Origin of the sequence: Pseudomonas sp. SM4 (assembly GCF_051913165.1) — a bacterium.
GTDB lineage: Bacteria > Pseudomonadota > Gammaproteobacteria > Pseudomonadales > Pseudomonadaceae > Aquipseudomonas.
In genome coordinates, this window is sequence record NZ_JBODOE010000016.1 from 1 (window position 1) to 23,991 (window position 23,991).

Here is a 23,991-nt window from a genome sequence, read left to right on the forward strand (position 1 = left end):
CATGTGAGAGTAGGTCATCGTCAAGATTAAATTCCGAAACCCCAATTGCGAAAGCAGTTGGGGTTTTGTTTTGCCCGTAAGAAAAGTTTCAGCGACCACCGAACTACCCCAGCCGTCGCAAGCATTGCCATTGGGGAAAATCGTTCTGAAGTGACCGGGCAGTTTTTGGTATGGTGCAGCTCGTTTTTTAACGGACTGATGTCATGCCCACGGATCGGCATTCATTTATGTCAAAGAGTTGCTGTAGAAATGCCTGAACCTATCCCGATCAAGGATCACGAAAAAGAGACGCGCCTGGTCAACAAACGATTGATCGCCTGCGCCTTGTTCGTCTTCGCCATCAGCTGCGCGCTGGTTGTGCGCCTGTACATCCTGCAAGTGGTCGAATTCGACTACCACTCCACCATCTCTGAAAACAACCGCGTCCACGTCCTGCCGATTACGCCGACACGCGGCCTGATCTACGACCGTAACGGCGTATTGCTCGCTGATAACCGTCCCAGTTACAACCTGACCATCACCCGCGAGCGTGCGACCGACGTCAATCAGGAGCTGGACGAGGTCATCAATCTGCTGCACCTGCCTGCTGAAGATCGTTCGGTGTTCGACAAGGCCATGAAGCAATCCCGTCATCCGTTCACGCCGGTGACGTTGTTTTATGAACTGACGGAAGAGCAGATCGCCGTATTGGCGGTCAACGAGTTCCGCTTGCCGGGCCTCGATGTCGAACCGCAGTTTGTCCGTCACTATCCGCTTGGCGCCCATTTCGCCCATTCGATCGGTTATGTCGGCCGGATCAACGAAAAGGAATCCAAGACCCTCGATTCGGTGGAATACCGCGGCACGCAATCCATCGGCAAAACCGGTATCGAGCGTTTCTATGAAGCGCAGTTACACGGCCATGTCGGATACGAAGAGGTCGAGACCAACGCTCAGGGCCGCGTCTTGCGCGTGCTCAAGCACACCGATCCGGTGCCAGGGCAAAACATTGTTCTGAGTCTCGACGTCAAACTGCAAGAAGCCGCCGAGGCGGCCCTGGGTGACCGTCGTGGCTCGGTAGTAGCGCTCGACCCCTCCACCGGCGAAGTACTGGCCATGGTCAGCAACCCCAGCTTCGACCCGAACCTGTTCGTGACCGGCATCAGCTCCAAGGAGTACTCGGCGCTGCGTGACTCCATCGACAGGCCGCTGTTCAACCGCGTACTGCGTGGTCTTTATGCGCCGGGCTCGACGATCAAGCCGGAAGTGGCGATTGCCGGCCTCGATGCGGGTGTCGTCACCCCGCAGACCCGCGTCTTCGATCCGGGTTACTACCAACTCCCGGACTTCGATCACAAATACCGTAACTGGAACCACAGCGGCGACGGCTGGGTGGACATGGACGCGGCCATCATGCGTTCCAACGACACCTACTTCTACGACTTGGCCCACAAACTCGGCATCGATCGCCTACACGACTACATGGCGATGTTCGGGCTCGGCGAGAAAGTCTCGCTGGACATGTTCGAAGAGTCGGCGGGCCTGATGCCGTCGCAGGCATGGAAACGCGCCACCCGCCGCCAGGCATGGTTCCCGGGCGAAACCGTCATCCTCGGCATCGGCCAGGGCTACATGCAGGTCACGCCACTGCAACTGGCCCAGGCCACCGCGCTGATCGCCAACAAGGGTGTATGGAACCGTCCGCACCTGGCCAAGACTGTCGACGGCGTCGCCCCGGTCGACGAGCATCCAATGCCGAACATCCTGCTCAAGGATCCGCGTGACTGGGAGCAGGTCAATCACGGCATGCAGATGGTGATGCACGACGCACGCGGCATTGCCCGGGCGGCAGCGGCGGGCGCGCAGTACCGCATCGCCGGCAAGAGCGGTACGGCGCAGGTGGTGGCGATCAAGCAGGGCGAGCGTTACAACCGCGAGAAAACCCTCGAGCGCCACCGCGACAACGCCTTGTTCGTCGGTTTCGCCCCGGCCGAGCATCCGAAGATCGCGATTTCGGTGATGATCGAAAACGGCGAGGCCGGTGGTCGTGTGGCAGGTCCGGTGGTGCGGCAGATCATGGACGCCTGGCTACTCGATCAGGACGGCCATCTCAAGCCGCAATACGCAGCGCCGACCAAAGCGCCGGGTGACCCGCACGTCTAACGGTTTACAGCCTCGGCTCTGCTGGTTGCGCCGAGGCTGTGGGTCGCCCTGCAAAGCCTACTTGCAGCGGTAACCTTCGGGCATCGTGACGGTGTAGTTGCGCTGCACACGGTCCTCGAAGTTCAGATTCTGCAAGCCTTGCTCCACCAGAAAGTCTTCGACCTTGGTGGACTGGCAGTCAACGTTATAGGACGAGGCGCGCAGCAGGTAGACGGCGCGCTTGCTGGTCTCATCCCGGGCTGTGGCAATGAAGGTGCTGAGGGTGGTGTAGCCGGTTCGTTCCGAGGTACCTATCGGGCCATAGGTCGTGTTCGGTTTACTCGTACACGTCAGCCGGTCATCTTTTTTCTTGCCGGTCTTGCACACAGTAGAGGTGCTGGTCGGCACTTGCCCATACTCGGTGGCGGTATAACGGTAAGTCACCTGTCGGCTGCTGACATCGAGGCTGACGGTCATTTTTATTGGCGCGTGGTTCTTCGGCAGACTGGTATCGGTATAAACCTCTTGATAGCCCCTGTCTTTTAGCGCACTAACCATGTCCCGTAGGTAGTAGCGGGCATTAAGTGCGTTTTCGTCACTGCCGCCCGCAGAAGTCACCAGCACAGTCGCTTTTCGATCGAAGTGATAGTCCGGATCAGGTGTGGCATTTAGCGCCACGTCCATTTGTGTGGCGCAGCCGCTGATCAACGCTGTCAGTAAAAACAGCGTGCAGAATAAAAACCGGGTCATGACAAAGTCGCCTTACAACCAAGGATTGAATAAGAGTTAAACGGTGGGGACTGGCGACAATTAATTTGCGCGGATGGGCAAGGCTCAGTCTTTCTGGTACTCCAGCAAATCGCCTGGCTGGCAATCGAGTGCTGCGCACAGCTTGTCCAAGGTGGCCATTTTCACGCCCTTGACCTTGCCATTCTTCAGTAATGACAGGTTGGCCTCGGTGATGCCCAGCAGGCTGGCCAACTCTTTCGAGCGAATTTTTTGCGTGGCCATGACAACGTCAAGGCGGACGATAATGGTCATTGTATTGTTCTATATGTATTGGCTTTGCTCATCGCTGAGTACTTTTGCATCGCGCATGATAATTGAAAACAAACAGAGCAATACGCCTTTGACAATCTCGTAGGCAGAAGTGGAAGACAGGCCGATCGAGAATTGAAAAATGCGCTCTCCGGGCGGCAGATCAATAGACAGAGTCAAACCTTGCAAGGTCTCTACCAGTGGGTAGGCGGCCGGAGAAATGATGCACAGAATCCCCACTCGCCATAGCACCTTGATATTGCGCTCGGTCCAGGTTTCGCCGCGGGACAAGCGCAGGAAAAACAACCCTGTCAGCCAGAGCACGTAGGTCGAAAGCAGGACGGGGAGGAAATCCAGAATGACGAGCAGCGCGGTGACCAGTGGCGAGAGCCATGTGTCGGGGGCAAGCAGCGCACCTTCGACAAACGGGTCAAGCAATTGCGGTGAATTTTCAGCGAAAGCGTAGAGCAGAGCTGCGAGCATTTCATCCGTCTTGAAGAACCAGATCGAAGCGTTGCCACCGACCTCGGTCACCCCCAAAACCCAGACAAGAATAGCTGCCAGTAGTCCGACCCAATGCATGCGCTGCAGTGCCAATCCGTTGTTACGAGTACTCATGAAAAATCCTTGCGGTGTCATTGGGAATGACTAATTCTCGATGTTAAATTATCGAATGGCAATAATAAATTGTTCTTGTTTTGTGAAGGGGGCCGCTGGCATCGGACGCAGGGCTATAGAATGAACCTCAGTTCAATTGATTTGGGAGGATTTCAATGTCGATAGGGCATCGAGCTCGAAGCAAGTCGAGAACAGGGGAGGGACGCGACCCATTCGGTGGCCGCTGATATCGATGACAGGTTCAGGGATTGATTAGAGCGGGGTACCTGCCACAGGCATGCTTCATTCCCCCGCTCTTACCGGGCTTACTTGATCTCGGTAATGAAGTGTTCCCGCGAACGACGAACCTTTTTCAGGTTGACCAACCAATCTCCCTCAGTGGCTCTATGCCCTAGCGGCAGAATCACCACACTGCGCAAGTGGCGAGCCGCGAGTCCGAGGATTTCATCGATGGCTGCCGGGTCGAAACCTTCCATCGGTGTGGCATCGACTTCTTCAAACGCGGCGGCGATCAACGCCGAGCCCAAACCGATATAAGCTTGCCGAGCAGCCGCCTGATAATTAGCCTCTTTGCCACGCCCAGCGACAATGCCCAAGAGCATTTGACGGTAATTTTCCCAGCCCTCATTAACGGTCCCGCGTACTTCGTTGGTCAGGTCAAACATCATGTTGACCCGCTCTGCGGTGATGTCGTCCCACGCGGCAAACACCAGCAAATGAGAGCAGTCGGTAACTTGCTGCTGATTCCAGCTGACGGCTTTGATCTTTTCGCGAATCTCTGCATTGGTCACCACGAGCAACTCAAAGGGCTGCAGTCCACTTGATGTCGGCGTTAACCGCACCGCTTCCAGAATGCGTTCGATTTTTTCTTCCGGCACGGTCCTGGAAGGATCGAATTTCTTCGTTGCGTAGCGCCATTTCAGCAGGTCTGTCAGTGTGCTCATCATCAAATTCCGTAAAGGTGAAAGATGTTCAGGTGGGTCAATAACGACTGGCTGTCGTGCTGAGCCTGGGCTTATGCTAACGATTAAAGCCAACTTGAAGGTCAAGCAGTTTTTATGAAGATTGGAGAAGTGTCCAAGCGCACAGGTGTGGCCGCTTCGGCGATACGCTATTACGAGGAACAGGGTTTACTGGAGTCTTCTACCCGTGACGCCAATGGATATCGACACTATGGCGAGGCGGCTGTCGCGCGATTGATTCTGGTGCGCGATGCCCAGCGGCTGGGGTTTTCTCTCGACACCATTCGCGGCCTGTTTTTGGAGGACGGAAGTTGTTCCAAATCGCTGACCATCGAGCAAATCGATATCCGTATGGATGAGATACGCCAGATCGAGGCCAGCCTCACGATGCAACGGGAGGGTTTGTTGCGGCTACGGCATGTGCTTGAAGAAAGTTTGCGCAGTGGTGCTCCTGTCGTGTGCGCGAGTGTGCCCAGGACCGAGTCGTATCGGCCTGTGCAAAACATGATCACGCGCAACGCATTGCAGGGGGGTGAACGTAACTGAGCGGACAGCGAGGCTTGGTTGCTGGCGATAATGTTAACTCGCTCCACCTGTCGGAACTCCAAGCGCTCTACAGTGGCTGCCATCGCTCCCATATTTGCAATGCGTTCCAATGCGGGAGCGAGCTTGCTCGCGAAGAATCCTGCAAAACCGCCGAAAATCAGACTCCAGGCACCGGGCAACTCATGTCGCCTTCCTCGCACTTCAAATACCGCTTCAACGCCTCAGCCCGCACCTTGGTCACTCCGGTCAGGCAACTGCTGTAAACCCACGGATACACACTCCCGCCCGTCACCGTTGACGATGAAAACTTGCACTCGGCATCACGAAACCCGAGCCACGCCCGCTGCGCACTGACCAGCAGCTTCTTGCCGTCCGGGTTGTCCTTCAAGCGCCCGGTGATCTGCTGATACAGCGTGTTCAATTCCTTGTCCGCTGCTTTGAAGTCTTGCCCGGCGCACTGGTTCATCGTCGCCTGATCGCTGGCGTTGGCGCAGTCGACGGCAGCGTGGGCGAAAGGCATGAACAGCAGTGGCGACAGGGCCAGGAGCGAACGTGGGGACATGGGGGATTCTCTCTATGTCGAAAGGAAGTGCCAGGCAGTGTAGCGAATCAGTCGCCGCTATTCAGGGACGCGCATTCTGGAGGCATCAAGCAGACGATCTGCAGTCGCCGCAATTTCGGCGCCGTCATGCAACCTGTCCAGCCAGTGTTCGGGGATACCACGGACGCCGTAATAAGCGCCGGCCAGTTGACCGGTGATTGCGGCGGTGGTGTCGGCGTCATCGCCCAGATTGGCGGCCAAGAGGATTGCGGCGGCGAAACTGTCGGTCTGCTGAAAGCACCACAGCGCCGCTTCCAGCGACTGCACGCTGTAACCGCTGCCTTTGATGTCCGCTTCGGGCTTGCCGAGGTAATCACCGCGAGCAATGGCGGCAACTTTGGGTTGTGAGAAGTTCGCAGAGGGCAGTTGGCGCAACTCTGCCTTGGTTGCGCCTTCAAGCGCTCTGGCGATCAGCCCGGCCAGCAATTGGCAGCACTCGATGGCCTCAGGGGCGGCGTGGGTGGTCCGCGAACTGTCGGCGGCGAACTGGCGGATCTGCCGGGCGTCGGGAAAGTAGAACAAGACCACCGGCACCAGGCGCATCAGCGAACCGTTGCCGGCGCTGTAGGGGTCGGTCGAGCCGGCGAAGGGCTCTGCGGTTTGCTGGTAATGCGCGAGCGCCTGACTGACGGTCATGCCGATGTCGAAACACTCACCGGTCGAACTCAGATAACCCCACTGCCACCAGTTGAGGTAACGGCCCATCTGATCGACGGCATTGAAGCCGTTTTTGCTCAGCAGGCTTTCCGCCAGGCACAGCGCCATGGAGGTGTCATCGGTCCATTGCCCTGGCTTGAGGTGGAACGGGCCGCCACCGACCATATCGGTCAACGGTTGGAATGATCCCCGCGGCTTGAACTCTACTGTAGTGCCGACCGCGTCACCGCAGGCCAGGCCAAGCAGGGCGCCGCGATAACGTTCGGCGAGGGAGGGCAGCATGGGTCGTCCTTGTCTGGTTCGATTTCGCTGGAAAAGGTAACAGTTTCGCTGCTTGAACGGGGGCTGAATCCATTCATTCAGCGGCGCGCAAATGCAGCCGGATGTTTCTCTTTTGCACCGGTTTGATACAACTTCACATTGGACATGTGGTCATACAGGCCTAGTGTTCAAAACAGGAGGTGACGTATGAAACCAGTACCCAATAGTTTCGAACGCAAAATAACGCTCAAGGCACCGCGCTCGCATGTCTGGCGTGCATTGGTCGATGCCGAGGCGTTTGGCCAGTGGTTCGGCGTGGCGCTGGAGGGCAGGCGATTCATTGCTGGCGAATGGACGCAAGGGCAGGTCACCTATCCCGGTTATGAACACGTGCTGTGGAATGTGCTGATCGAGCGGGTCGAGCCGCAGCAGTTGTTTTCGTTTCGCTGGCATCCGTATGCGGTCAATCCGAAGATCGACTATTCCCAGGAGCCGACCACGCTGGTCAAGTTCGAATTACAGGATTACGAAGACGGCACACTGCTCAAGGTGTCCGAGTCAGGCTTCGCGCATATCCCCGATGTTCGCCAGAAAGAGGCTTATTTTATGGACAGCCGAGGCTGGGAGGAGCAACTGAACCGGCTCGAACAGTTTCTCGCCGAGAGCGCCAAGGCCCGTGAGCGTGACGGTGGCTGATATTTTCGAACCCTGGCTGAAACGCTGGTCACTGCTGCCGGACGGCGCACCCATCGTCACGCCGGGCAGCCATCTGCTGCCGGTACGCCAGGGGGATACCCCAGCGATGCTCAAAGTGGCGATGGATATCGACGAGCAGCACGGCAACCGGTTGATGGCCTGGTGGAACGGCGACGGTGCCGCACAGGTGCTGGCGCATCACGAGCATGGCTTGCTGATGGCGCGCGCCATGGGGCGGCGTTCGCTGATGCACATGGCGCTGAATGGCGAGGACGACGAGGCCAGCCGGATTTTGTGTGCAGCGCTGGCGCGCTTGCATGCACCGCGTGAAACACCGCCTCCGCCGCTGGTTGAGTTGAGCTCCTGGTTTGCCTCGCTGCGCAGCGCGGCGGCGCAGCATGGCGGCCTCTATGCACTGAGCCTGCAAACCGCTGAACACTTGCTCGCCAACCCGCAGGATGTGGTGGTACTGCACGGTGATATGCACCACGACAACGTACTGGATTTCGGCGCGTGCGGCTGGCTGGCCATCGACCCGAAACGGGTCAGGGGCGAGCGCGGTTTTGATTACGCCAACCTGATCTGCAATCCGGACCTGTCGACGGCCACTGATCCCCAGCGTTTTCGCCGTCAACTCGAAGTGATCAGCGAAGCCGCCGGGCTCGATCGCCGAAGACTGCTGCAATGGGTGCTGGCGTTCGCCGGTTTGTCTGCAGCGTGGTTTCTGGAGGATGACGCCCTGGAACAGGCCTCGGGGCAGCTGAAAGTCGCGCAGATCGCGGCGTCCATGCTGGATGCCTGACAGGCCTAGGGGTTTTCGGAAGGTCTTCTATGGCGAATGTCTTACACGCGATGGTAGCTATGTCGACTATTGCTGATTGGATCCGACACGTAATCTACACCCATCAACTGAGACACAGGGAGTGTTTCAGGATCACGGATGATCGACCATATGCAAGGATCGCTGCCGACAGGGAGTCGATAATGGTCTTGGGAAAAACCCGCTTCGGCGGGTTTTTTTTCGCCCAGAGAAAAGTACACCCAGCTGTAGGAGCTGCCGCAGGCTGCGATCTTTTGATCTTGTTTTTAAGATCGGGATCAAAAGACCGCAGCCTGCGGCAGCTCCTACAGGGTTAATGTGTTATGAGGCGATCAGCTGGCGCAGGACGTAATGCAAGATCCCGCCCGACTTGAAGTATTCCACCTCGTTCAAGGTGTCGATCCGGCACAGCACTTCGATTTTCTCCTGACGCCCATCCTCACGGGTGATCACCAGCGGCAAGTTCATCCGTGGGGTCAGCTCGACTCCGGTCAAACCCTGAATCTCGAAAGTCTCCTTGCCGGTCAGGTTGAGGCTCTTGCGGTTCTGATCGAGCTTGAACTGCAGCGGCAACACGCCCATCCCCACCAGGTTGGAACGGTGAATCCGCTCAAAACTCTCGGCGATCACCGCTTTCACGCCCAGCAAATTGGTGCCCTTGGCCGCCCAGTCACGGCTGGAACCGGTGCCGTATTCCTGCCCGGCAACCACCACCAGCGGCGTGCCCGATTGCTGATATTTCATGGCCGCGTCGTAGATCGCCAGTTTTTCGCCGGTCGGCATGTAAATCGTGTTGCCACCTTCCTCGCCGCCGAGCATTTCGTTACGAATACGGATGTTGGCGAACGTGCCGCGCATCATCACTTCGTGGTTGCCGCGCCGTGAGCCGTAAGAGTTGAAGTCCCGTGGTTCCACGCCTTTTTCGCGTAAGTAACGCCCGGCCGGGCTGTCAGCCTTGATGTTGCCGGCGGGGGAGATGTGGTCAGTGGTCACCGAATCGCCGAGCAAGGCCAGAACCCGCGCGCCTTTGACATCCTTGATTTGTGGCAACGGCCCGGAAATATCGTCGAAAAACGGTGGATGCTGAATGTAAGTGGAGTCGTCCTGCCACACATAAGTCGCCGCTTGCGGCACCTCGATCGCCTGCCACTGTTCATCGCCGGCAAACACCTCGGCGTATTCCTTGTGGAACATCGCCGTGCTGACCTGATTCACCGCATCGGCGATCTCTTTACTCGATGGCCAGATATCGCGCAGATACACCGGATTGCCTTGCTTGTCCTCGCCCAGCGGTTCACTGCTGATGTCGCTGCGTACGCTGCCAGCCAAGGCATACGCGACCACCAGCGGCGGTGAGGCCAGCCAGTTGGTTTTCACCAGTGGATGCACGCGGCCTTCAAAGTTGCGGTTGCCGGACAGCACCGAGGCGACGGTGAGGTCGGCTTTCTGAATGGCTTTTTCGATCGGCTCGGGCAGCGGCCCGGAGTTGCCGATACAGGTGGTGCAGCCATAACCGACCAATGAAAAACCGAGTTGGTCGAGGTATTGCGTCAATCCCGCAGCCTTGTAGTAGTCGGTCACCACTTTCGAGCCCGGCGCCAGTGAACTCTTCACCCACGGCTTGCGCGTCAGGCCTTTCTCCACGGCTTTTTTCGCCAACAGACCGGCCGCCATCATCACGCTCGGGTTGGAGGTGTTGGTGCAGGAGGTGATGGCGGCGATAACCACGGCGCCGTTTTTCAGGCGATAGGTGTGGCCTTCGTATTCATATTCGGTTTCGCCGACCAGATCGGCATTACCCACGGCGACGCCGCCACCGCCCTCACTTTCCAGGCGTCCTTCTTCTTTGCTGGTGGGTTTGAATTGCAGGTCGATGAAGTCGCTGAAGGCTTGCGGCACGTTCGGCAGCGACACGCGATCCTGCGGGCGTTTTGGCCCGGCCAGGCTTGCTTCGACGCTGCCCATGTCCAGCGCCAGGCTGTCGGTAAACACCGGTTCCTGACCGGGCAGGCGCCACAGGCCTTGGGCCTTGGTGTAGGCCTCGACCAGTTTCACCGTTTCTGGCGGCCGACCCGACAGGCGCAGGTATTCCAGCGTCACGTCGTCGACCGGGAAGAAACCGCACGTCGCGCCGTATTCCGGGGCCATGTTGGCGATAGTTGCGCGATCAGCCAGTGGCAGATCGGCGAGGCCGTCACCGTAGAACTCGACGAATTTGCCCACCACGCCTTTCTTGCGCAGCATCTGCGTGACCGTCAGCACCAGATCGGTGGCGGTGATGCCTTCCTTGAGTTTGCCGGTGAGTTTGAAACCGATCACTTCCGGAATCAGCATCGACACCGGTTGCCCGAGCATCGCCGCTTCCGCCTCGATCCCGCCGACACCCCAGCCGAGCACGCCGAGGCCGTTGATCATGGTGGTGTGGGAGTCGGTGCCGACCAATGTGTCGGGGAAGGCGTAGGTGCGGCCGTCTTCATCCTTGGTCCACACGGTGCGGCCGAGGTATTCAAGGTTGACCTGATGGCAAATGCCGGTGCCCGGCGGCACGACACTGAAGTTGTCGAAGGCGCTCTGGCCCCAGCGCAGGAAGGCATAACGTTCGCCGTTGCGCTGCATTTCGATGTCGACGTTCTGCTCGAAAGCGCTGGGCGAGGCAAACTTGTCGACCATTACCGAGTGGTCGATCACCAGATCCACCGGTGACAGCGGGTTGATCCGCTGCGGGTCGCCGCCGGCCTTGGCCATCGCCGCGCGCATGGCGGCAAGGTCGACCACGGCGGGCACCCCGGTAAAGTCTTGCATCAATACGCGGGCCGGACGGTACTGGATTTCCCGATCGGAGCGACGCTCCTTGAGCCAGGCGGCAATCGCCTTGAGGTCGGCGCCGGTGACGGTTTTTTCATCTTCCCAGCGCAGCAGGTTTTCCAGCAGAACTTTCAGCGACATCGGCAGCGTGTCGAGGTCGCCCAGGCTTTTGGCGGCATCCGGCAGGCTGAAATAATGGTAGGTCTTGTCGTCGATTTGCAGTGTTTTAAGGGTCTTCAGACTATCGAGGGACGGCATTACGATCACTCCTTTGAATCCGCACGGCTACGGATCGGGGGACGAATAGAGCTTTAAACCTAGCCCTGTTTTAGGTAGCTGGCTAATAACTGGACTCTATGAGCGGAACCAAGGTTCCGACATCGGCTATCATGCGCCGGTTTTCGTGACAGGCTTTGCTGCAACGCAAGGCTTGAGCATCGCGCAGGGGCCGAATGATCGCCCGCTGCCCAGGAGTAAGAATGAACACCCTATTCATGCATTGCCGGCCAGGTTTCGAAGGCGAAGTCTGTTCGGAGATTTCCGACCTCGCCGCCCAACTCAACGTGGCTGGCTACGCCAAGGCCAAAGCGGCCACCGCCTGCGCCGAGTTTGTCTGCACCGAAGAAGACGGCGCCGAGCGTCTGATGCGCGGTCAGCGTTTTGCCGAACTGATCTTCCCGCGCCAATGGGCGCGCGGCGTCTTCATTGATCTGCCGGAAACCGACCGCATCAGCGTGATCCTCGCGCACATGGCCGAGTTCCCGGTGTGCGGCAGCCTGTGGCTGGAAGTCGTCGACACCAATGACGGCAAGGAACTGTCGAACTTCTGCAAGAAATTCGAAGGCCCGCTGCGCAAGGCGCTCACCGGCGCCGGCAAACTGGTCGATGACGCCAGCAAGCCGCGTCTGCTGCTGACGTTCAAAAGTGGTCGTGAAGTGTTTCTCGGTATGGCTGACGCGGGTAACTCGGCGATGTGGCCAATGGGCATTCCGCGCCTGAAGTTTCCGCGCGAAGCACCGAGCCGCTCGACCTTGAAGCTGGAAGAGGCGTGGCACCACTTCATCCCGCGCGATCAGTGGGAAGACCGCCTGCACAGCGACATGACCGGCGTTGACCTTGGCGCCGCACCGGGCGGCTGGACCTGGCAACTGGTCAATCGCGGCATGCTGGTGACCGCGATCGACAACGGCCCGATGGCGGAAAGCCTGATGGACACCGGTCTGGTGCAGCACTTGATGGCGGACGGTTTTACCTTCAAGCCCAAGCAACCGGTGGACTGGATGGTCTGCGACATTGTCGAGAAGCCGGCACGCAACGCGGCGATGCTCGAAGAGTGGATTGGTGAGGGGCATTGCCGCGAGGCAGTGGTCAACCTGAAGTTGCCGATGAAGCAGCGCTATGCCGAAGTGAAGCGCTTGCTTGAACGCATTGCCGATGGCTTCAAGGCGCGCGGGATCAAAGTCGATATCGGCTGCAAACAGCTCTATCACGACCGCGAGGAAGTGACCTGCCACCTGCGCCGACACGACATCAAAAAAACAAAATCCCGCTAAAACACCGCAATACCCTGTAGGAGCTGCCGCAGGCTGCGATCTTTTGATGTTGTCTTTCTCAAAGATCAAGATCAAAAGATCGCAGCCTGCGGCAGCTCCTACAGGGGAGTGTGGTGTAACGCCCCGGCAATGCGCGACAATGCCGGCCAGTTTCAGGAGTGAATCATGAGTGAAATGATCGATACCCCGGTCGACGGCACGCTCGATGCCACCGGCCTCAATTGCCCGGAGCCGGTGATGATGCTGCACCAGCACATCCGTGACCTGGTGCCCGGCGGCCTGCTCAAGGTGATCGCCACCGACCCGTCGACCCGTCGCGACATTCCCAAGTTCTGTGTGTTTCTCGACCACGAACTGGTGGGCCAGCACGAAGAGGCCGGGACTTATCTGTACTGGATTCGCAAAAAGTCCTGAGTCAGGGCAAAAAAAGACCTGCATTTGCAGGTCTTTTTTTATGGGCGATCAGCCAGCCGAACGGCTTATCCGAATACGCTTGCGCGCGCTGCGCGTCAGGCGGATCGACAGCATCAGCGCCGCACAGCTCAGGCCGACAATCAAACCCTGCCACAAGCCGCTCGGGCCGCGTGGCTCGCCGAGCCAGTCGGTCAGACCGAGGGCGTAACCCACCGGCAGACCAATGCCCCAATAGGCGAACAGCGTCAGAATCATCGTCACCCGAGTGTCCTGATAACCGCGCAGCGCGCCGGCGGCAGTGACCTGAATCGCGTCGGAAAACTGAAACAGCGCCGAGTACACAATCAGCATCGCCGCAATGTGAATCACCGTCGGGTCAGCGGTGTAGATCGCCGCAATCGGCTCACGCAGTAACAGCATCATGCTCGCCGACAGGCAGGCGTAAGCCAGCGCAGTGCCCATGCCGACGCCGGCCGCAAAGCGCGCTTCACGCGGTTCTTCACGGCCCAGAGCCTGACCGACACGCACAGTAACCGCCATGCCCAGCGAATACGGAATCATGAACACCAGCGAGCTGACGTTCAGCGCAATCTGATGCCCGGCCACGACAGTGGCGCCCAAGCTACCGATCAGCAGGGCGATCACCGCGAAAATACTCGATTCGGCAAACACCGCGATGCCGATCGGCAGACCGATCGACAGCAGGCGCTTGATCACCGCCCATTGCGGCCAGTCGAAACGACTGAAAATTTCGCTCGAGCGATACGCCGGGGCCCAGCGCTCATAACCAGCCAGACCCAGCGCCATCACCCACATCACAATCGCCGTTGCCCAGCCACAGCCAACGCCGCCCATGGCCGGTACGCCGAAGTGGCCATAAATGAACACGTAGTTCAGCGGGATGTTCAGCGCCAGACCGCACAGGCCCAGCACCATCGCCGGGCGGGTACGGCCGATGCCGTCACTGGTGCAGCGCAGCACGTGATAGAACGCCACCGCCGGCAAGCCGCTGGCGATGCCGTGCAAGTACTGCATGCACGGGCCGATCAGCTCCGGATCGACCTTCATCAGGTGCAGTACCGGCTCGGCGGCGACCAGCATCGCGGTAGCAATCAAGCCGACCACCAGCGCCAGCCACAATGCCTGACGCACGATCGGGCCGATTTCACTGTGGGTGCCGGCGCCGAAGCGCTGGGCAACTTTCGGCGTGGTTGCCAGCAGGGTGCCGGTCATCAACAGGAACACCGGTACCCAGATCGAGTTGCCCAGCGCCACGGCCGCCAGATCTTTCGGCCCGACGCGCCCGGCCATCACCGCATCGACGAAGCCCATGGCCGTGGTCGCCAGCTGCGCGATGATGATCGGCAGCGCCAGGGCGAGCAGGTTCTTGAACTCCAGACGAATCCGCGCGGGGCGGGTGAGGGAGGCGGCGAGGGGTTGGTCAGTTACGGAATTCACAGGCAAAGCGTCCACAGAGATTGATGCGCAGGGCGGCGCATTCTACGCCGCTGACGGCTTGGTCAGGAAAAATCCTCTGTTGCGCATTTGTAATCGGTAGGAGCTGCCGCAGGCTGCGATCTTTTGATCTTGTTTTTAAGATCAGGATCAAAAGATCGCAGCCTGCGGCAGCTCCTACAGTTAGACTGCCGATTCGCCCAAGGAGCCCCCTATGCTGATTGTTGCCGACGAAAATATTCCGCTGCTCGACGCTTTTTTTGCCGGTTTCGGCGAGATCCGCCGAGTGCCGGGCCGTTCCATCGACCGTGCGACGGTCGAGCAGGCCGACGTGCTGCTTGTGCGTTCGGTGACCCAGGTCAACCGGGCGCTGCTTGCGGGCAGCAAGGTCCGATTCGTCGGCACCTGCACCATCGGTACCGATCATCTGGACCTCGATTACTTTAATGAAGCCGGCATCACCTGGTCGAGTGCCCCCGGCTGCAACGCCCGTGGCGTGGTCGATTACGTGCTGGGCAGCCTGATGACGCTCGCCGAAATCGAGGGCGTCGATCTGACTCAACGCACCTACGGCATTGTCGGTGCCGGCGAGGTCGGCGGTCGGCTGATCAAGGTTCTGCAAGGTCTGGGCTGGAACGTCAAGGTCTGCGATCCGCCGCGTCAGGCTGCCGAGGGCAGCGATTTCGTCAGCCTCGAACAGATCATCGAGCAGTGCGACGTGATCAGTCTGCACACGCCGTTGACCCGCAGCGGTGATGGCGCGACCTGGCATTTGTTCGATCAGCAGCGTTTGCAGCAACTCAAGCCCGGCACCTGGCTGATCAACGCCGCGCGTGGCCCGGTGGTCGATAACGCTGCGCTGCGCAATGTCCTGCTGGAGCGTGAAGACCTGCAAGCGGTGCTCGATGTCTGGGAAGCCGAACCTGAAGTCGACGTCGCGCTGGCAGAGCTCTGCGTATTGGCTACGCCGCACATCGCCGGTTACAGCCTCGATGGCAAACAGCGCGGCACGGCGCAGATCTATCAGGCGTACTGTGAATTTATCGGTCAGCCCGCGAGCATCCAGCTCAGTGACTTGCTGCCAGCACCGTGGTTGTCGGAAGTTTCCCTGCACGGCGAGAGCGATCCGGCCTGGGCGTTGGCGATGTTGTGCCGTGGCGTGTACGACCCGCGCCGCGATGATGCGGATTTCCGCCGCAGCCTTGTGGGCAATGTGACTGAGCAGCGTGCGGCGTTTGATGTGTTGCGCAAGCAGTATCCGGTGCGGCGCGAGATCGAGGGGCTGAAGGTGCGCATCGAAGGCGAATCACCGGCGTTGCAGCAGATTGTGGCGGCACTCGGCGCGGTGGCTGTTTAAAGACCGAGGTGGCTTCATCGCTGGCAAGCCAGCTCCCACAGGTTTCGCGGGTGTACTCGGACTTTGAGCACGACGAAAATCCTGTGGGAGCTGGCTTGCCAGCGATCGCTCCAACGCAAAGCTCAAGTGTTCAGACAGAAAAAACCCGGCCAAAAAGGGCCGGGTCAGGAAGACGGTGGCTATATCACTCTTGTTCGGCAGGCTTGACCAATCGCTTGTCCAGTTCGCGGCAAGCGTCCTGGATCATGTCTTCAGTGATCGGTACTTCGCGGCCCTGTTCATCAATAATCGAGCAACCCAGAGTCTGGCCGGGTTTGGTGCGGATCACTTCAATCTTGTCATCGCTGCTGTGTTGCAAGGACATGGCCTGTCTCCTCATCAGGTTGTGTACTCAGGTTAAAACCGCCACGTGACCGGGCTGTGACAACTCCCTGCGGTCTGTCGACAGCGGCATCTCCACTCAAACAGAAATGACCGCTGGTCTCAACCGAGACCTTAGACCGATAACAACTATGGCCTAGTCTTTGGGGGCATATTTAACCTGACTCATTGTGATTTACAGAGTTCCACCCCATAGAAGGTTTAGGCTAGCCCTTTCATCAACACGGATGTGTACCTGAATGACCCCGAAGTTTTCCTCACGGCACCGTCGCGCCCTGCGCCTGACCAGTCGATTTCTGGCCCCTTACCGCTGGCAAGTCATTGGTGCGCTGCTGGCGTTGATCGTCACCGCTGCCGTCACGTTGTCGATGGGGCAGGGCATCAAACTGCTGGTCGATCGGGGCTTCATGACCCAGTCGCCGCATCAGCTCAACCAGAGCATTGGCATCTTCATGTTGATGGTGCTGGGCCTGGCGGTGGGCACGTTCGCGCGGTTTTACTGGGTGTCATGGATCGGCGAACGTTGCGTGGCCGATATTCGCCGCGAGGTGTTCAACCATCTGGTTTATCTGCACCCCGGCTTTTACGAGAACAACCGCAGTTCGGAGATTCAGTCACGGCTGACAGCCGACACGACACTGTTGCAATCGGTGATCGGTTCGTCGCTGTCGATGTTCTTGCGCAACCTGCTGATGGTCATCGGCGGCGTCATCCTGCTGTTCGTCACCAATGCAAAACTCACCAGCATCGTGGTGATTGCCTTGCCGTTCGTGGTTGCACCGATCCTGATTTTCGGCCGCCGCGTACGCAACCTGTCGCGGTTGAGCCAGGACCGGGTCGCCGATATCGGCAGCTATGTGTCCGAAACCCTTGGCCAGATCAAAACCGTACAGGCCTACAACCATCAGGTGCAGGACGAGCGGCGTTTTGCGTCTACGGTCGAGGAGGCTTTCGACACGGCGCGCAAACGCATCTTCCAGCGCTCGTGGATGATCACCATGGTCATCGTGCTGGTGCTGGGCGCGGTGGCGGTGATGTTGTGGGTCGGCGGCATGGACGTGATTGCCGGGCGAATCACCGGTGGCGAACTCGCCGCGTTTGTCTTTTACAGCCTGATCGTCGGCAGTGCGATCGGCACCCTGAGTGAAGTGATTGGCGAACTGCAGCGCGCGGCGGGCGCAGCCGAACGGATTGCAGAGTTGCTCGGTTCGCAAAACATCATCCAGCCACCTGCTGCGGGGCTGGTAACCTTGCCGGAGCGGGTCACGGGTGAACTGCAGTTGCAGGATGTACGGTTTTCCTACCCGTCGCGTCCGGAAAGTTACGCGGTCAACGGTTTGAATCTGACGATCCGGGCCGGTGAGACACTGGCATTGGTAGGGCCGTCCGGTGCTGGCAAGTCCACGGTGTACGACCTGCTGTTGCGTTTTTACGACCCGCTGGAAGGGCAGATCCTCATCGATGGCGTGCCGCTGACCCGTCTCGACCCGCTGGATCTGCGCCGCCACTTTGCGTTGGTGTCTCAGTCGCCGGCGCTGTTTTTCGGCAGCGTTGAAGAGAATATTCGTTACGGCAATCCCGGAGCGACCCTGGAGCAGGTCAAGGACGCTGCAAAAATTGCTCACGCCCACGACTTCATCGAAAAGATGCCCAATGGTTACCAGACCCATCTGGGCGACGGCGGGCTGGGCCTTTCGGGTGGCCAGCGCCAACGCCTGGCGATTGCCCGCGCGTTGCTCGTCGACGCACCGATCCTGCTGCTGGACGAGGCCACCAGCGCCCTCGATGCTCAGAGCGAACACCTGATTCAGGAAGCCCTGCCGAGCCTGATGCAGAACCGCACCACGCTGGTCATCGCCCATCGCCTGGCTACCGTGAAAAACGCCGACCGGATCGCGGTGATGGATCAGGGACAACTTGTCGCTATCGGCACCCATAAGGAACTGATTGCCAGCAATCCGCTGTACGCGCGGTTGGCGGCGTTGCAGTTCAATGATGGAAAAGTCACGGCTGATCAACTCTGATGGGCATTGCTTGCATCGGCGGATGATCAGTCTATAGGCACCTGTAGGAGCTGCCGCAGGCTGCGAACTTTTGAATTAAAAATGCCCGCATGAAAATGCGGGCATTTTTTTAAGCAGGATCAAAAGATCGCAGCCTGCGGCAGCTCCTACAGGTCATTGATCATCGAAGTAGCGTTCGTGCCAATCCACCAGCGGCTGTGGTGAGTTGAGTTTCTGGCCGTAGATCACCGAGTACGACAGTACGTTCTGCACGTACTGGCGGGTTTCGTCGAACGGGATGCTTTCCACCCAGACGTCGAAACTCAGGTGGTCAGCGCCACGCAGCCATTGACGCACTCGACCCGGGCCGGCGTTGTAGGCGGCGGAGGCGAGGACGCGGTTGCCGTTGAACTGGCTGTGAACCTGGCTCAGGTAGGCGGCGCCGAGCTGGATGTTCTTGTCCGGATCGAGCACCTGCTGCGGCGAGGCCAGCGGGATGCTGAATTTGCGCGCGGTTTCCTTGGCAGTGGCGGGCATCAGCTGCATCAGGCCGCTGGCGCCGACGCCGGAACGGGCGTCGTCCATGAACGCGCTTTCCTGACGGGTAATGGCAAACACCCAGCTCGAATGCAGGCCGCGAACCTTGGCTTCACGCACGAGGGTGTCGCGGTGGGCCATCGGGAAACGAATGTCCAGATCGTCCCAGTATTGCGCCTGGCTGATGGTGCGAATCGCCGGGAAGTACCACTTCAGGTCATAAGCCAGTTTCGCCTGGGCAACCATTTCGTCGCGGTTGAAGTGACGGCTGACGTGGTACCACTCACGGCGACCGTCAACGATCTGCCCACGGGCATGGAATTCCAGCGCGCGGCGAACGCCAGGGGTGTTGCGCACTTTGTTGATCAGCGCCTGGCTGAGCACCAGTGGCTTGTTGTTCAACGAGTACGGCGATTGCGAGCGGTCGGCAGCGAGGAAGCCGTAGAAATCACGTTCGCGCGCCAGATTTTTGTACAGGTTCTGCGCTTCCGGGTTCTGCGGTTGCGCCAGTTCCAGGCTGCGTGCCTGCCAGTAGCGCCAGCGGTTGGTGGTGGCCAGATCCTGCGGCAGACGTTTGGTCAGTTGATAGGCATCGTCCCAACGCGCCAGACGCAACAGCAGGCGCAAACGCCATTCGGAGACGGTGTTGTCACGCAGCTCCGGGTCGTATTTGGTCATCACGTCCAGCGCGCGGCTGTCGAAACGCCGGGCCAAGGTCAGGCCGATTTCACGGGCGATCGCAACTTTCTCATCACGGGAGAAATGCATGCTGCTGGCATAACCGTCGAGCAGGGCCATGGCCTTGTCCGGATCCTGACGGGCGAGGCGGCGCAGGCCGAGGCTGACCACGTCAGACATTGGCTCATCGGCCGGGGTGAAGCGCGACGGCTGGTTGAGCAACTCGGGTTTCTGTGCGACATCGACCAGCAAACGACCGCGCGGGGCGAGGGTGGTCAGGCCGTTAACGAGGCTGTTGGCCAGCGGATAGTTGCGCGCCTGGGCGGCGAGTTTGGTGCGCTCCCAGCGTTTCTGTTCAGTCAGTTGGCCGTCAGCGGCCCAAATGCCGAACAGCGCGTCACACGCGGCGGGCTGCGATTTACCGGTCAGCCAGAGCTTGTCGGCGTTGGCATAGCCCTCGGCTTTCTTGTTGTGGGTGATCTGGTACTGCGCATTCAGGCAGTCCAGTTCGGTGAAGTTGAGTTTCGGGTCGTAATACTTGACGAAAGTCGCCCAATCGCCACGGTCGGCCAGCCAGCGCAACCAGCGCAGCTTCATCCAGTTGGCCTGGGGCAGGTCACCGTGCTCGGCGAGGAATTTTTCGATTTCCTCGTTGCTTGCGCTTTTCAGGCGCGCGGTCAATTCGTCGTAAGCCAGATACGGTTCCAGCGGGTAATCGGCCAGCGCCTGGCTGTAACGGAAATACGGGCCGGTATCACCCTTGGCCAGGGCGCGCTTGGCTTCATCGTAATACTGGCGTTGGGTGGACAGGTCCACCGCCTGGGCGGATTGAACGGCAGCGGCGGAAAGTAGCAAACAGGACAAAACACTGAAAAGGCGACTGCGCATGAGACATCCGGGCAGAGAAATCATGACAAGTGCCGACACGAATCAGCACTGAATTGTCTGTAGCTTAGCCTTTTGCCAGCAAGCGGCGAAAGCTTTGCCGGCCTCACAGCACAAGTTCGCAACAAATGTTGTGCAGAGTGCTTCGACAGACAAATTGCCGGCCTGTTGAAGCCCTAACTCAGGTAGAATGCGCGCCCGGTTTTTGGAGAAGCTCATGACCCTGCTCAAATTCAGCGATGTGTCCCTTGCGTTCGGCGCTATGCCGTTGTTGGACAAGGTATCCTGGCAGATCGCCCGTGGTGAGCGGGTGTGCATCATCGGCCGCAACGGCACTGGCAAGTCCAGCATGATGAAACTGGTCAAGGGCGACCAGAAGCCTGATGACGGCTCGGTGTGGCGTGCACCCGGTCTGAAAATCGGCGAATTGCCGCAAGAATTGCCAGTGGCCGACGATCGGACAGTGTTCGACGTGGTCGCTGAAGGCCTTGATGGCGTGGGCGCGTTGCTCGCCGAATACCATCACCTTGCACAGAACTGCGTCACTGAAGAAGACCTGAACAAGCTGATGCACGTTCAGCAAGACCTCGAAGCCCGTGATGGCTGGCGTTTGCAGACTTTGGTCGACAGCACCTTGAGCCGCCTGCAACTGCCGGCCGACAAGACCCTCGCCCAGTTGTCCGGCGGCTGGCGTCGTCGCGTGTTGCTGGCGCAGGCGCTGGTGTCCGAGCCGGATCTGCTGCTGCTCGACGAACCGACCAACCACCTGGACATCGGTGCGATTGCCTGGCTCGAAGAAGCGCTGAAAGATTTCCAGGGCGCTGTGCTGTTCATCACGCACGACCGTTCTTTCCTGCAAAACCTCGCCACGCGCATCCTCGAGCTGGATCGCGGCGGCCTGATTGACTGGAACGGTGACTACGCCAGTTTCCTCGTGCACAAAGAAGCCGCGCTGGCCGCTGAAGAAACCGCCAACGCGCTGTTCGACAAGAAACTGGCCCAGGAAGAAGTCTGGATCCGCCAGGGCATCAAGGCGCGCCGCACCCGTAACGAAGGCCGCGTCCGCGCCCTGAAAGCCTTGCGTGTCGAGCGTAGTGAGCGTCGTGAGCGCACCGGCAAGGCCAACATTCAGCTGGACACTGCCGACAAGTCCGGCAAGCAGGTGATGGTGCTCGAGAACGTGAGTTTCGCTCACCCGGGCGGCCCGTTCCTGATCAAGGATTTCTCGATGGTGCTGACGCGCGGCGACCGTATTGGTCTGCTTGGCGCCAACGGTACCGGCAAGACCACCCTGCTGAAACTGATGCTCAGCGGTCTGCAACCGACCAGTGGCAAAGTGGAAGAGGGCACGCGGATCGACGTGGCCTACTTCGACCAGTTGCGCCACCAGCTGGATCTGGAAAAAACCGTTATCGACAACGTCGCTGAGGGTCGCGACTTCATCGATATCGATGGTCAGAGCCGTCACGTGTTGAGTTACCTCGGCGACTTCCTGTTCAGCCCGCAGCGTGCCCGCACGCCGGTCAAGGCGCTGTCGGGTGGTGAGCGTGCGCGTCTGTTGCTGGCCAAACTGTTCAGCAAACCGGCTAACCTGCTGGTCCTCGACGAACCAACCAACGACCTCGACGTGGAAACGCTGGAGCTGCTCGAAGAAGTGCTGCTGACCTTCAACGGCACCGTGCTGATGGTCAGCCACGACCGGGCATTCCTCGACAACGTGGTCACCAGCACACTGGTGTTCGAAGGTGAAGGCAAAGTGCGTGAATACGTCGGCGGCTATCAGGACTGGATCCGTCAGGGCGGCTCGCCGCGTCTGCTGGGCGTGACTGAAAGCAAATCCGGTAAAGCTGACCTGAATTCGGCTGTAGTGACCGCTGAGCCGGCTGCGGTGGCTGAACCTGCCGTTGCCGCCCCGGCGGCCAAAAAGAAGCTGAGCTACAAGCTGCAGCGCGAGCTGGAAGCGTTGCCGGGCGACATCGACGCCAAGGAACAGCAGATCGCTGCCGTGGAAGCTGAAATGGCTGACGCCGGGTTCTATCAGCGTCCTGCGGCTGAGACTGCCAAGGTCATTGCCTCGCTTGAGCAGTTGCAGGCTGAGCTGGATGCTTTGATGGAGCGTTGGGCTGAGCTCGATGCCTGATTGATCCGGCAATAAAAAAGCCCGGCCTCATTTGCGTGAGGCCGGGCTTTTTGTAGGAGCTGCCGAAGGCTGCGATGGTTTGATCTTGTTTTTAAAACCAACGTCAAAAGATCGCAGCCTTCGGCAGCTCCTACACAAGGGTTAGCGTTTGACCAGGTGCACGGCAAGGACATCGCAAGGCGCGCCGTGCAGCACGTCATTCGCAGTGGAGCCGAGCAACAGCGCCAGACCATGACGACCATGGCTGCCGACCACGATCAGATCGCACGCTTGTTCCTTGGCGAAATGATGGATTTCCTGGCGTGGCTGGCCGTAGGTCAGGTGGCAATTGGCGCCTTCGAGTTCGGAATACTTGAGCTTCAGGCGCTCCAGGCGCTCCTTGGCCTGATCGAACTGCTGTTGTTGCAGTTGTGACAGATCCATCGGCACGTCGCCGCCAAACGCCATGGCCATTGGCTCGACGATATGCACCAGCGACAGCTTGGCGCCATTGCTCACGGAAAGCTCGCGGGCGCGGTGAATCACAGGGTCGCACTCTTCAGTCAAATCTACAGCGACCAGGATGTGGTGGTAGGGCATGAGGTGCTCCTCCTGAGGTTTCAATATTGTTAAGTATGGCTGGTTTCAAGCGCATTGGTTCCAAAGTGACACAATGCGCTCACCAAGAATGGGGAGTAGAGATATGACGGTCTGGTTGGTGGTGTCAATCCTGTTGGTGGTTTTAAGTCCGCTGGCATGGTTGCGCCCATCGCGCGCGCAAAGCGGCCGTATTGCCCTGCGCATGGAGGCGCGGCGCATTGGCCTGGCCATGCAACTGGCGCCTCAGGAATGGCCGCACTGGCTGTCGCAAGAGCCACCGAGCCCGTGTGCGCAATACCATCGGCCGCGCCGTGGCAAGCAACCCGCGTGCTGGACTTACTGGCAGAAATCGCCGGGTGTGTGGGTCAATCAATGGCAGGAGGTCTGCGAAGACCGCGCGCTGCTCAATCATTTCGAAAAGTTGCCGGGCAACGTTTTCAAAATTGAGGCGGATGCGCAGATGATTGCCTTGTATTGGGGCGAAAAGGGCGAAGCCACGGTATTGCAAGATATCGACGCCACGCTGAAAGCGCTGGCGTGACGCGCGGACTTTTCCCACTGCAACGGTGGGGAACGTCCGGCAGACGCGCAATAAAAAGCCCGACATGATTCATCGGGCGGGGTTGGCCAGGCAGGCCGGTAATTCTTTGCTGATGTGCCGGGTGCATTAAGTGCATTTCTCTGTAGTCCATCCAGCGTAGCCCGTTAAACAGGGCTCGGCGCGAATTAGGGCGAATTTTCTAACTATTGATTCTATGAATGGCTTCACATGCAGACGCGTGTTGCTGGTCTTCGTGGTACGGAAATGACCGCAAAGTCGCATTTCAACCCGCATTTTGGGCGATTGACAATTGTCGGAAATTCCGTGAAGGTGACGTACCCAA

General features: G+C 59.1%; 21 protein-coding genes. 10 read left to right on the forward strand and 11 right to left on the reverse strand.

Annotated elements, in window-relative coordinates; all coding sequences use genetic code 11:
• Window positions 1-249 precede the first annotated feature (249 nt).
• Window positions 250-2,142 (forward strand): penicillin-binding protein 2, encoded by a 1,893-nt coding sequence (gene mrdA, locus ACQ4MY_RS24850; RefSeq protein WP_008085945.1) that lies wholly within the window; start codon window positions 250-252, stop codon window positions 2,140-2,142.
• 57 nt (window positions 2,143-2,199) lie between these two features.
• Here mrdA and ACQ4MY_RS24855 read toward each other — a convergent pair whose 3' ends face one another.
• From ACQ4MY_RS24855 to ACQ4MY_RS24870, 4 genes are all read right to left on the reverse strand, one after another.
• Window positions 2,200-2,871: a hypothetical protein gene (locus ACQ4MY_RS24855; RefSeq protein WP_440096787.1), complete on the reverse strand. Its 672-nt coding sequence runs from the start codon at window positions 2,869-2,871 to the stop codon at window positions 2,200-2,202.
• A gap of 84 nt (window positions 2,872-2,955) precedes the next feature.
• Complete coding sequence (locus ACQ4MY_RS24860) at window positions 2,956-3,162, reverse strand: helix-turn-helix domain-containing protein (RefSeq protein ID WP_007910409.1); 207 nt, start codon at window positions 3,160-3,162, stop codon at window positions 2,956-2,958.
• Window positions 3,163-3,171: 9 nt separating this feature from the next.
• A complete protein-coding gene (locus ACQ4MY_RS24865) occupies window positions 3,172-3,777 on the reverse strand; it encodes a hypothetical protein (RefSeq protein ID WP_008085950.1) in 606 nt (201 codons plus the stop codon).
• A gap of 305 nt (window positions 3,778-4,082) precedes the next feature.
• On the reverse strand, window positions 4,083-4,724 hold the full coding sequence (locus ACQ4MY_RS24870; RefSeq protein WP_440096788.1) for an NAD(P)H-dependent oxidoreductase: 642 nt from the start codon (window positions 4,722-4,724) through the stop codon (window positions 4,083-4,085).
• Between the two features lie 111 nt (window positions 4,725-4,835).
• On the opposite strand from ACQ4MY_RS24870, the gene ACQ4MY_RS24875 reads away from it, so the two are divergent.
• The gene (locus ACQ4MY_RS24875; RefSeq protein WP_440096789.1) at window positions 4,836-5,285 is read left to right on the forward strand and encodes a MerR family transcriptional regulator; all 450 of its coding nucleotides are present in this window, start codon (window positions 4,836-4,838) and stop codon (window positions 5,283-5,285) included.
• 157 nt (window positions 5,286-5,442) lie between these two features.
• On the opposite strand, the gene ACQ4MY_RS24880 is transcribed toward ACQ4MY_RS24875, so the two are convergent.
• Both ACQ4MY_RS24880 and ACQ4MY_RS24885 read right to left on the reverse strand, forming a co-directional pair.
• A complete protein-coding gene (locus tag ACQ4MY_RS24880; protein WP_440096790.1) occupies window positions 5,443-5,847 on the reverse strand; it encodes a lysozyme inhibitor LprI family protein in 405 nt (134 codons plus the stop codon).
• A 57-nt stretch (window positions 5,848-5,904) separates the two neighbouring features.
• Window positions 5,905-6,825, reverse strand: coding sequence for an ADP-ribosylglycohydrolase family protein (locus ACQ4MY_RS24885; RefSeq protein WP_440096791.1), 921 nt, complete (start codon window positions 6,823-6,825; stop codon window positions 5,905-5,907).
• Window positions 6,826-7,011: 186 nt separating this feature from the next.
• Between ACQ4MY_RS24885 and ACQ4MY_RS24890 the strand changes: the two genes are divergently transcribed.
• Window positions 7,012-7,500: an SRPBCC family protein gene (locus ACQ4MY_RS24890; RefSeq protein WP_008085960.1), complete on the forward strand. Its 489-nt coding sequence runs from the start codon at window positions 7,012-7,014 to the stop codon at window positions 7,498-7,500.
• 1 nt (window position 7,501) lies between these two features.
• Complete coding sequence (locus ACQ4MY_RS24895; RefSeq protein ID WP_440096863.1) at window positions 7,502-8,302, forward strand: aminoglycoside phosphotransferase family protein; 801 nt, start codon at window positions 7,502-7,504, stop codon at window positions 8,300-8,302.
• Window positions 8,303-8,641: 339 nt separating this feature from the next.
• On the opposite strand, the gene acnA is transcribed toward ACQ4MY_RS24895, so the two are convergent.
• The gene (acnA, locus tag ACQ4MY_RS24900; RefSeq protein ID WP_440096792.1) at window positions 8,642-11,383 is read right to left on the reverse strand and encodes an aconitate hydratase AcnA; all 2,742 of its coding nucleotides are present in this window, start codon (window positions 11,381-11,383) and stop codon (window positions 8,642-8,644) included.
• Window positions 11,384-11,604: 221 nt separating this feature from the next.
• Here acnA and rlmM point away from each other — a divergent pair, with 221 nt between their 5' ends.
• Together rlmM and tusA are read left to right on the forward strand one after the other, a co-directional pair.
• Window positions 11,605-12,678, forward strand: coding sequence for a 23S rRNA (cytidine(2498)-2'-O)-methyltransferase RlmM (gene rlmM / locus ACQ4MY_RS24905; RefSeq protein WP_008087427.1), 1,074 nt, complete (start codon window positions 11,605-11,607; stop codon window positions 12,676-12,678).
• A gap of 165 nt (window positions 12,679-12,843) precedes the next feature.
• The gene (tusA, locus tag ACQ4MY_RS24910; RefSeq protein WP_008089007.1) at window positions 12,844-13,092 is read left to right on the forward strand and encodes a sulfurtransferase TusA; all 249 of its coding nucleotides are present in this window, start codon (window positions 12,844-12,846) and stop codon (window positions 13,090-13,092) included.
• 48 nt (window positions 13,093-13,140) lie between these two features.
• Here tusA and ACQ4MY_RS24915 read toward each other — a convergent pair whose 3' ends face one another.
• Complete coding sequence (locus ACQ4MY_RS24915; RefSeq protein ID WP_008089009.1) at window positions 13,141-14,550, reverse strand: MATE family efflux transporter; 1,410 nt, start codon at window positions 14,548-14,550, stop codon at window positions 13,141-13,143.
• 211 nt (window positions 14,551-14,761) lie between these two features.
• Here ACQ4MY_RS24915 and pdxB point away from each other — a divergent pair, with 211 nt between their 5' ends.
• A complete protein-coding gene (gene pdxB / locus ACQ4MY_RS24920) occupies window positions 14,762-15,904 on the forward strand; it encodes a 4-phosphoerythronate dehydrogenase PdxB (RefSeq protein ID WP_440096794.1) in 1,143 nt (380 codons plus the stop codon).
• 184 nt (window positions 15,905-16,088) lie between these two features.
• Here pdxB and ACQ4MY_RS24925 read toward each other — a convergent pair whose 3' ends face one another.
• Window positions 16,089-16,268, reverse strand: a complete 180-nt coding sequence (locus ACQ4MY_RS24925) for a PA1571 family protein (protein ID WP_158828810.1) — start codon at window positions 16,266-16,268, stop codon at window positions 16,089-16,091.
• 256 nt (window positions 16,269-16,524) lie between these two features.
• Between ACQ4MY_RS24925 and ACQ4MY_RS24930 the strand changes: the two genes are divergently transcribed.
• A complete protein-coding gene (locus ACQ4MY_RS24930; protein ID WP_440096795.1) occupies window positions 16,525-18,309 on the forward strand; it encodes an ABC transporter transmembrane domain-containing protein in 1,785 nt (594 codons plus the stop codon).
• Window positions 18,310-18,462: 153 nt separating this feature from the next.
• On the opposite strand, the gene ACQ4MY_RS24935 is transcribed toward ACQ4MY_RS24930, so the two are convergent.
• Window positions 18,463-20,391 (reverse strand): transglycosylase SLT domain-containing protein, encoded by a 1,929-nt coding sequence (locus ACQ4MY_RS24935; RefSeq protein WP_008082225.1) that lies wholly within the window; start codon window positions 20,389-20,391, stop codon window positions 18,463-18,465.
• A gap of 214 nt (window positions 20,392-20,605) precedes the next feature.
• On the opposite strand from ACQ4MY_RS24935, the gene ACQ4MY_RS24940 reads away from it, so the two are divergent.
• Complete coding sequence (locus ACQ4MY_RS24940; RefSeq protein ID WP_158828816.1) at window positions 20,606-22,528, forward strand: ATP-binding cassette domain-containing protein; 1,923 nt, start codon at window positions 20,606-20,608, stop codon at window positions 22,526-22,528.
• Window positions 22,529-22,669: 141 nt separating this feature from the next.
• Here the strand turns inward: ACQ4MY_RS24940 and ACQ4MY_RS24945 are convergent, their stop codons facing one another.
• A complete protein-coding gene (locus tag ACQ4MY_RS24945) occupies window positions 22,670-23,107 on the reverse strand; it encodes a universal stress protein (RefSeq protein WP_007910454.1) in 438 nt (145 codons plus the stop codon).
• Window positions 23,108-23,210: 103 nt separating this feature from the next.
• On the opposite strand from ACQ4MY_RS24945, the gene ACQ4MY_RS24950 reads away from it, so the two are divergent.
• Window positions 23,211-23,648 (forward strand): hypothetical protein, encoded by a 438-nt coding sequence (locus ACQ4MY_RS24950; RefSeq protein WP_008082215.1) that lies wholly within the window; start codon window positions 23,211-23,213, stop codon window positions 23,646-23,648.
• The last annotated feature ends 343 nt before the right edge of the window (window positions 23,649-23,991 follow it).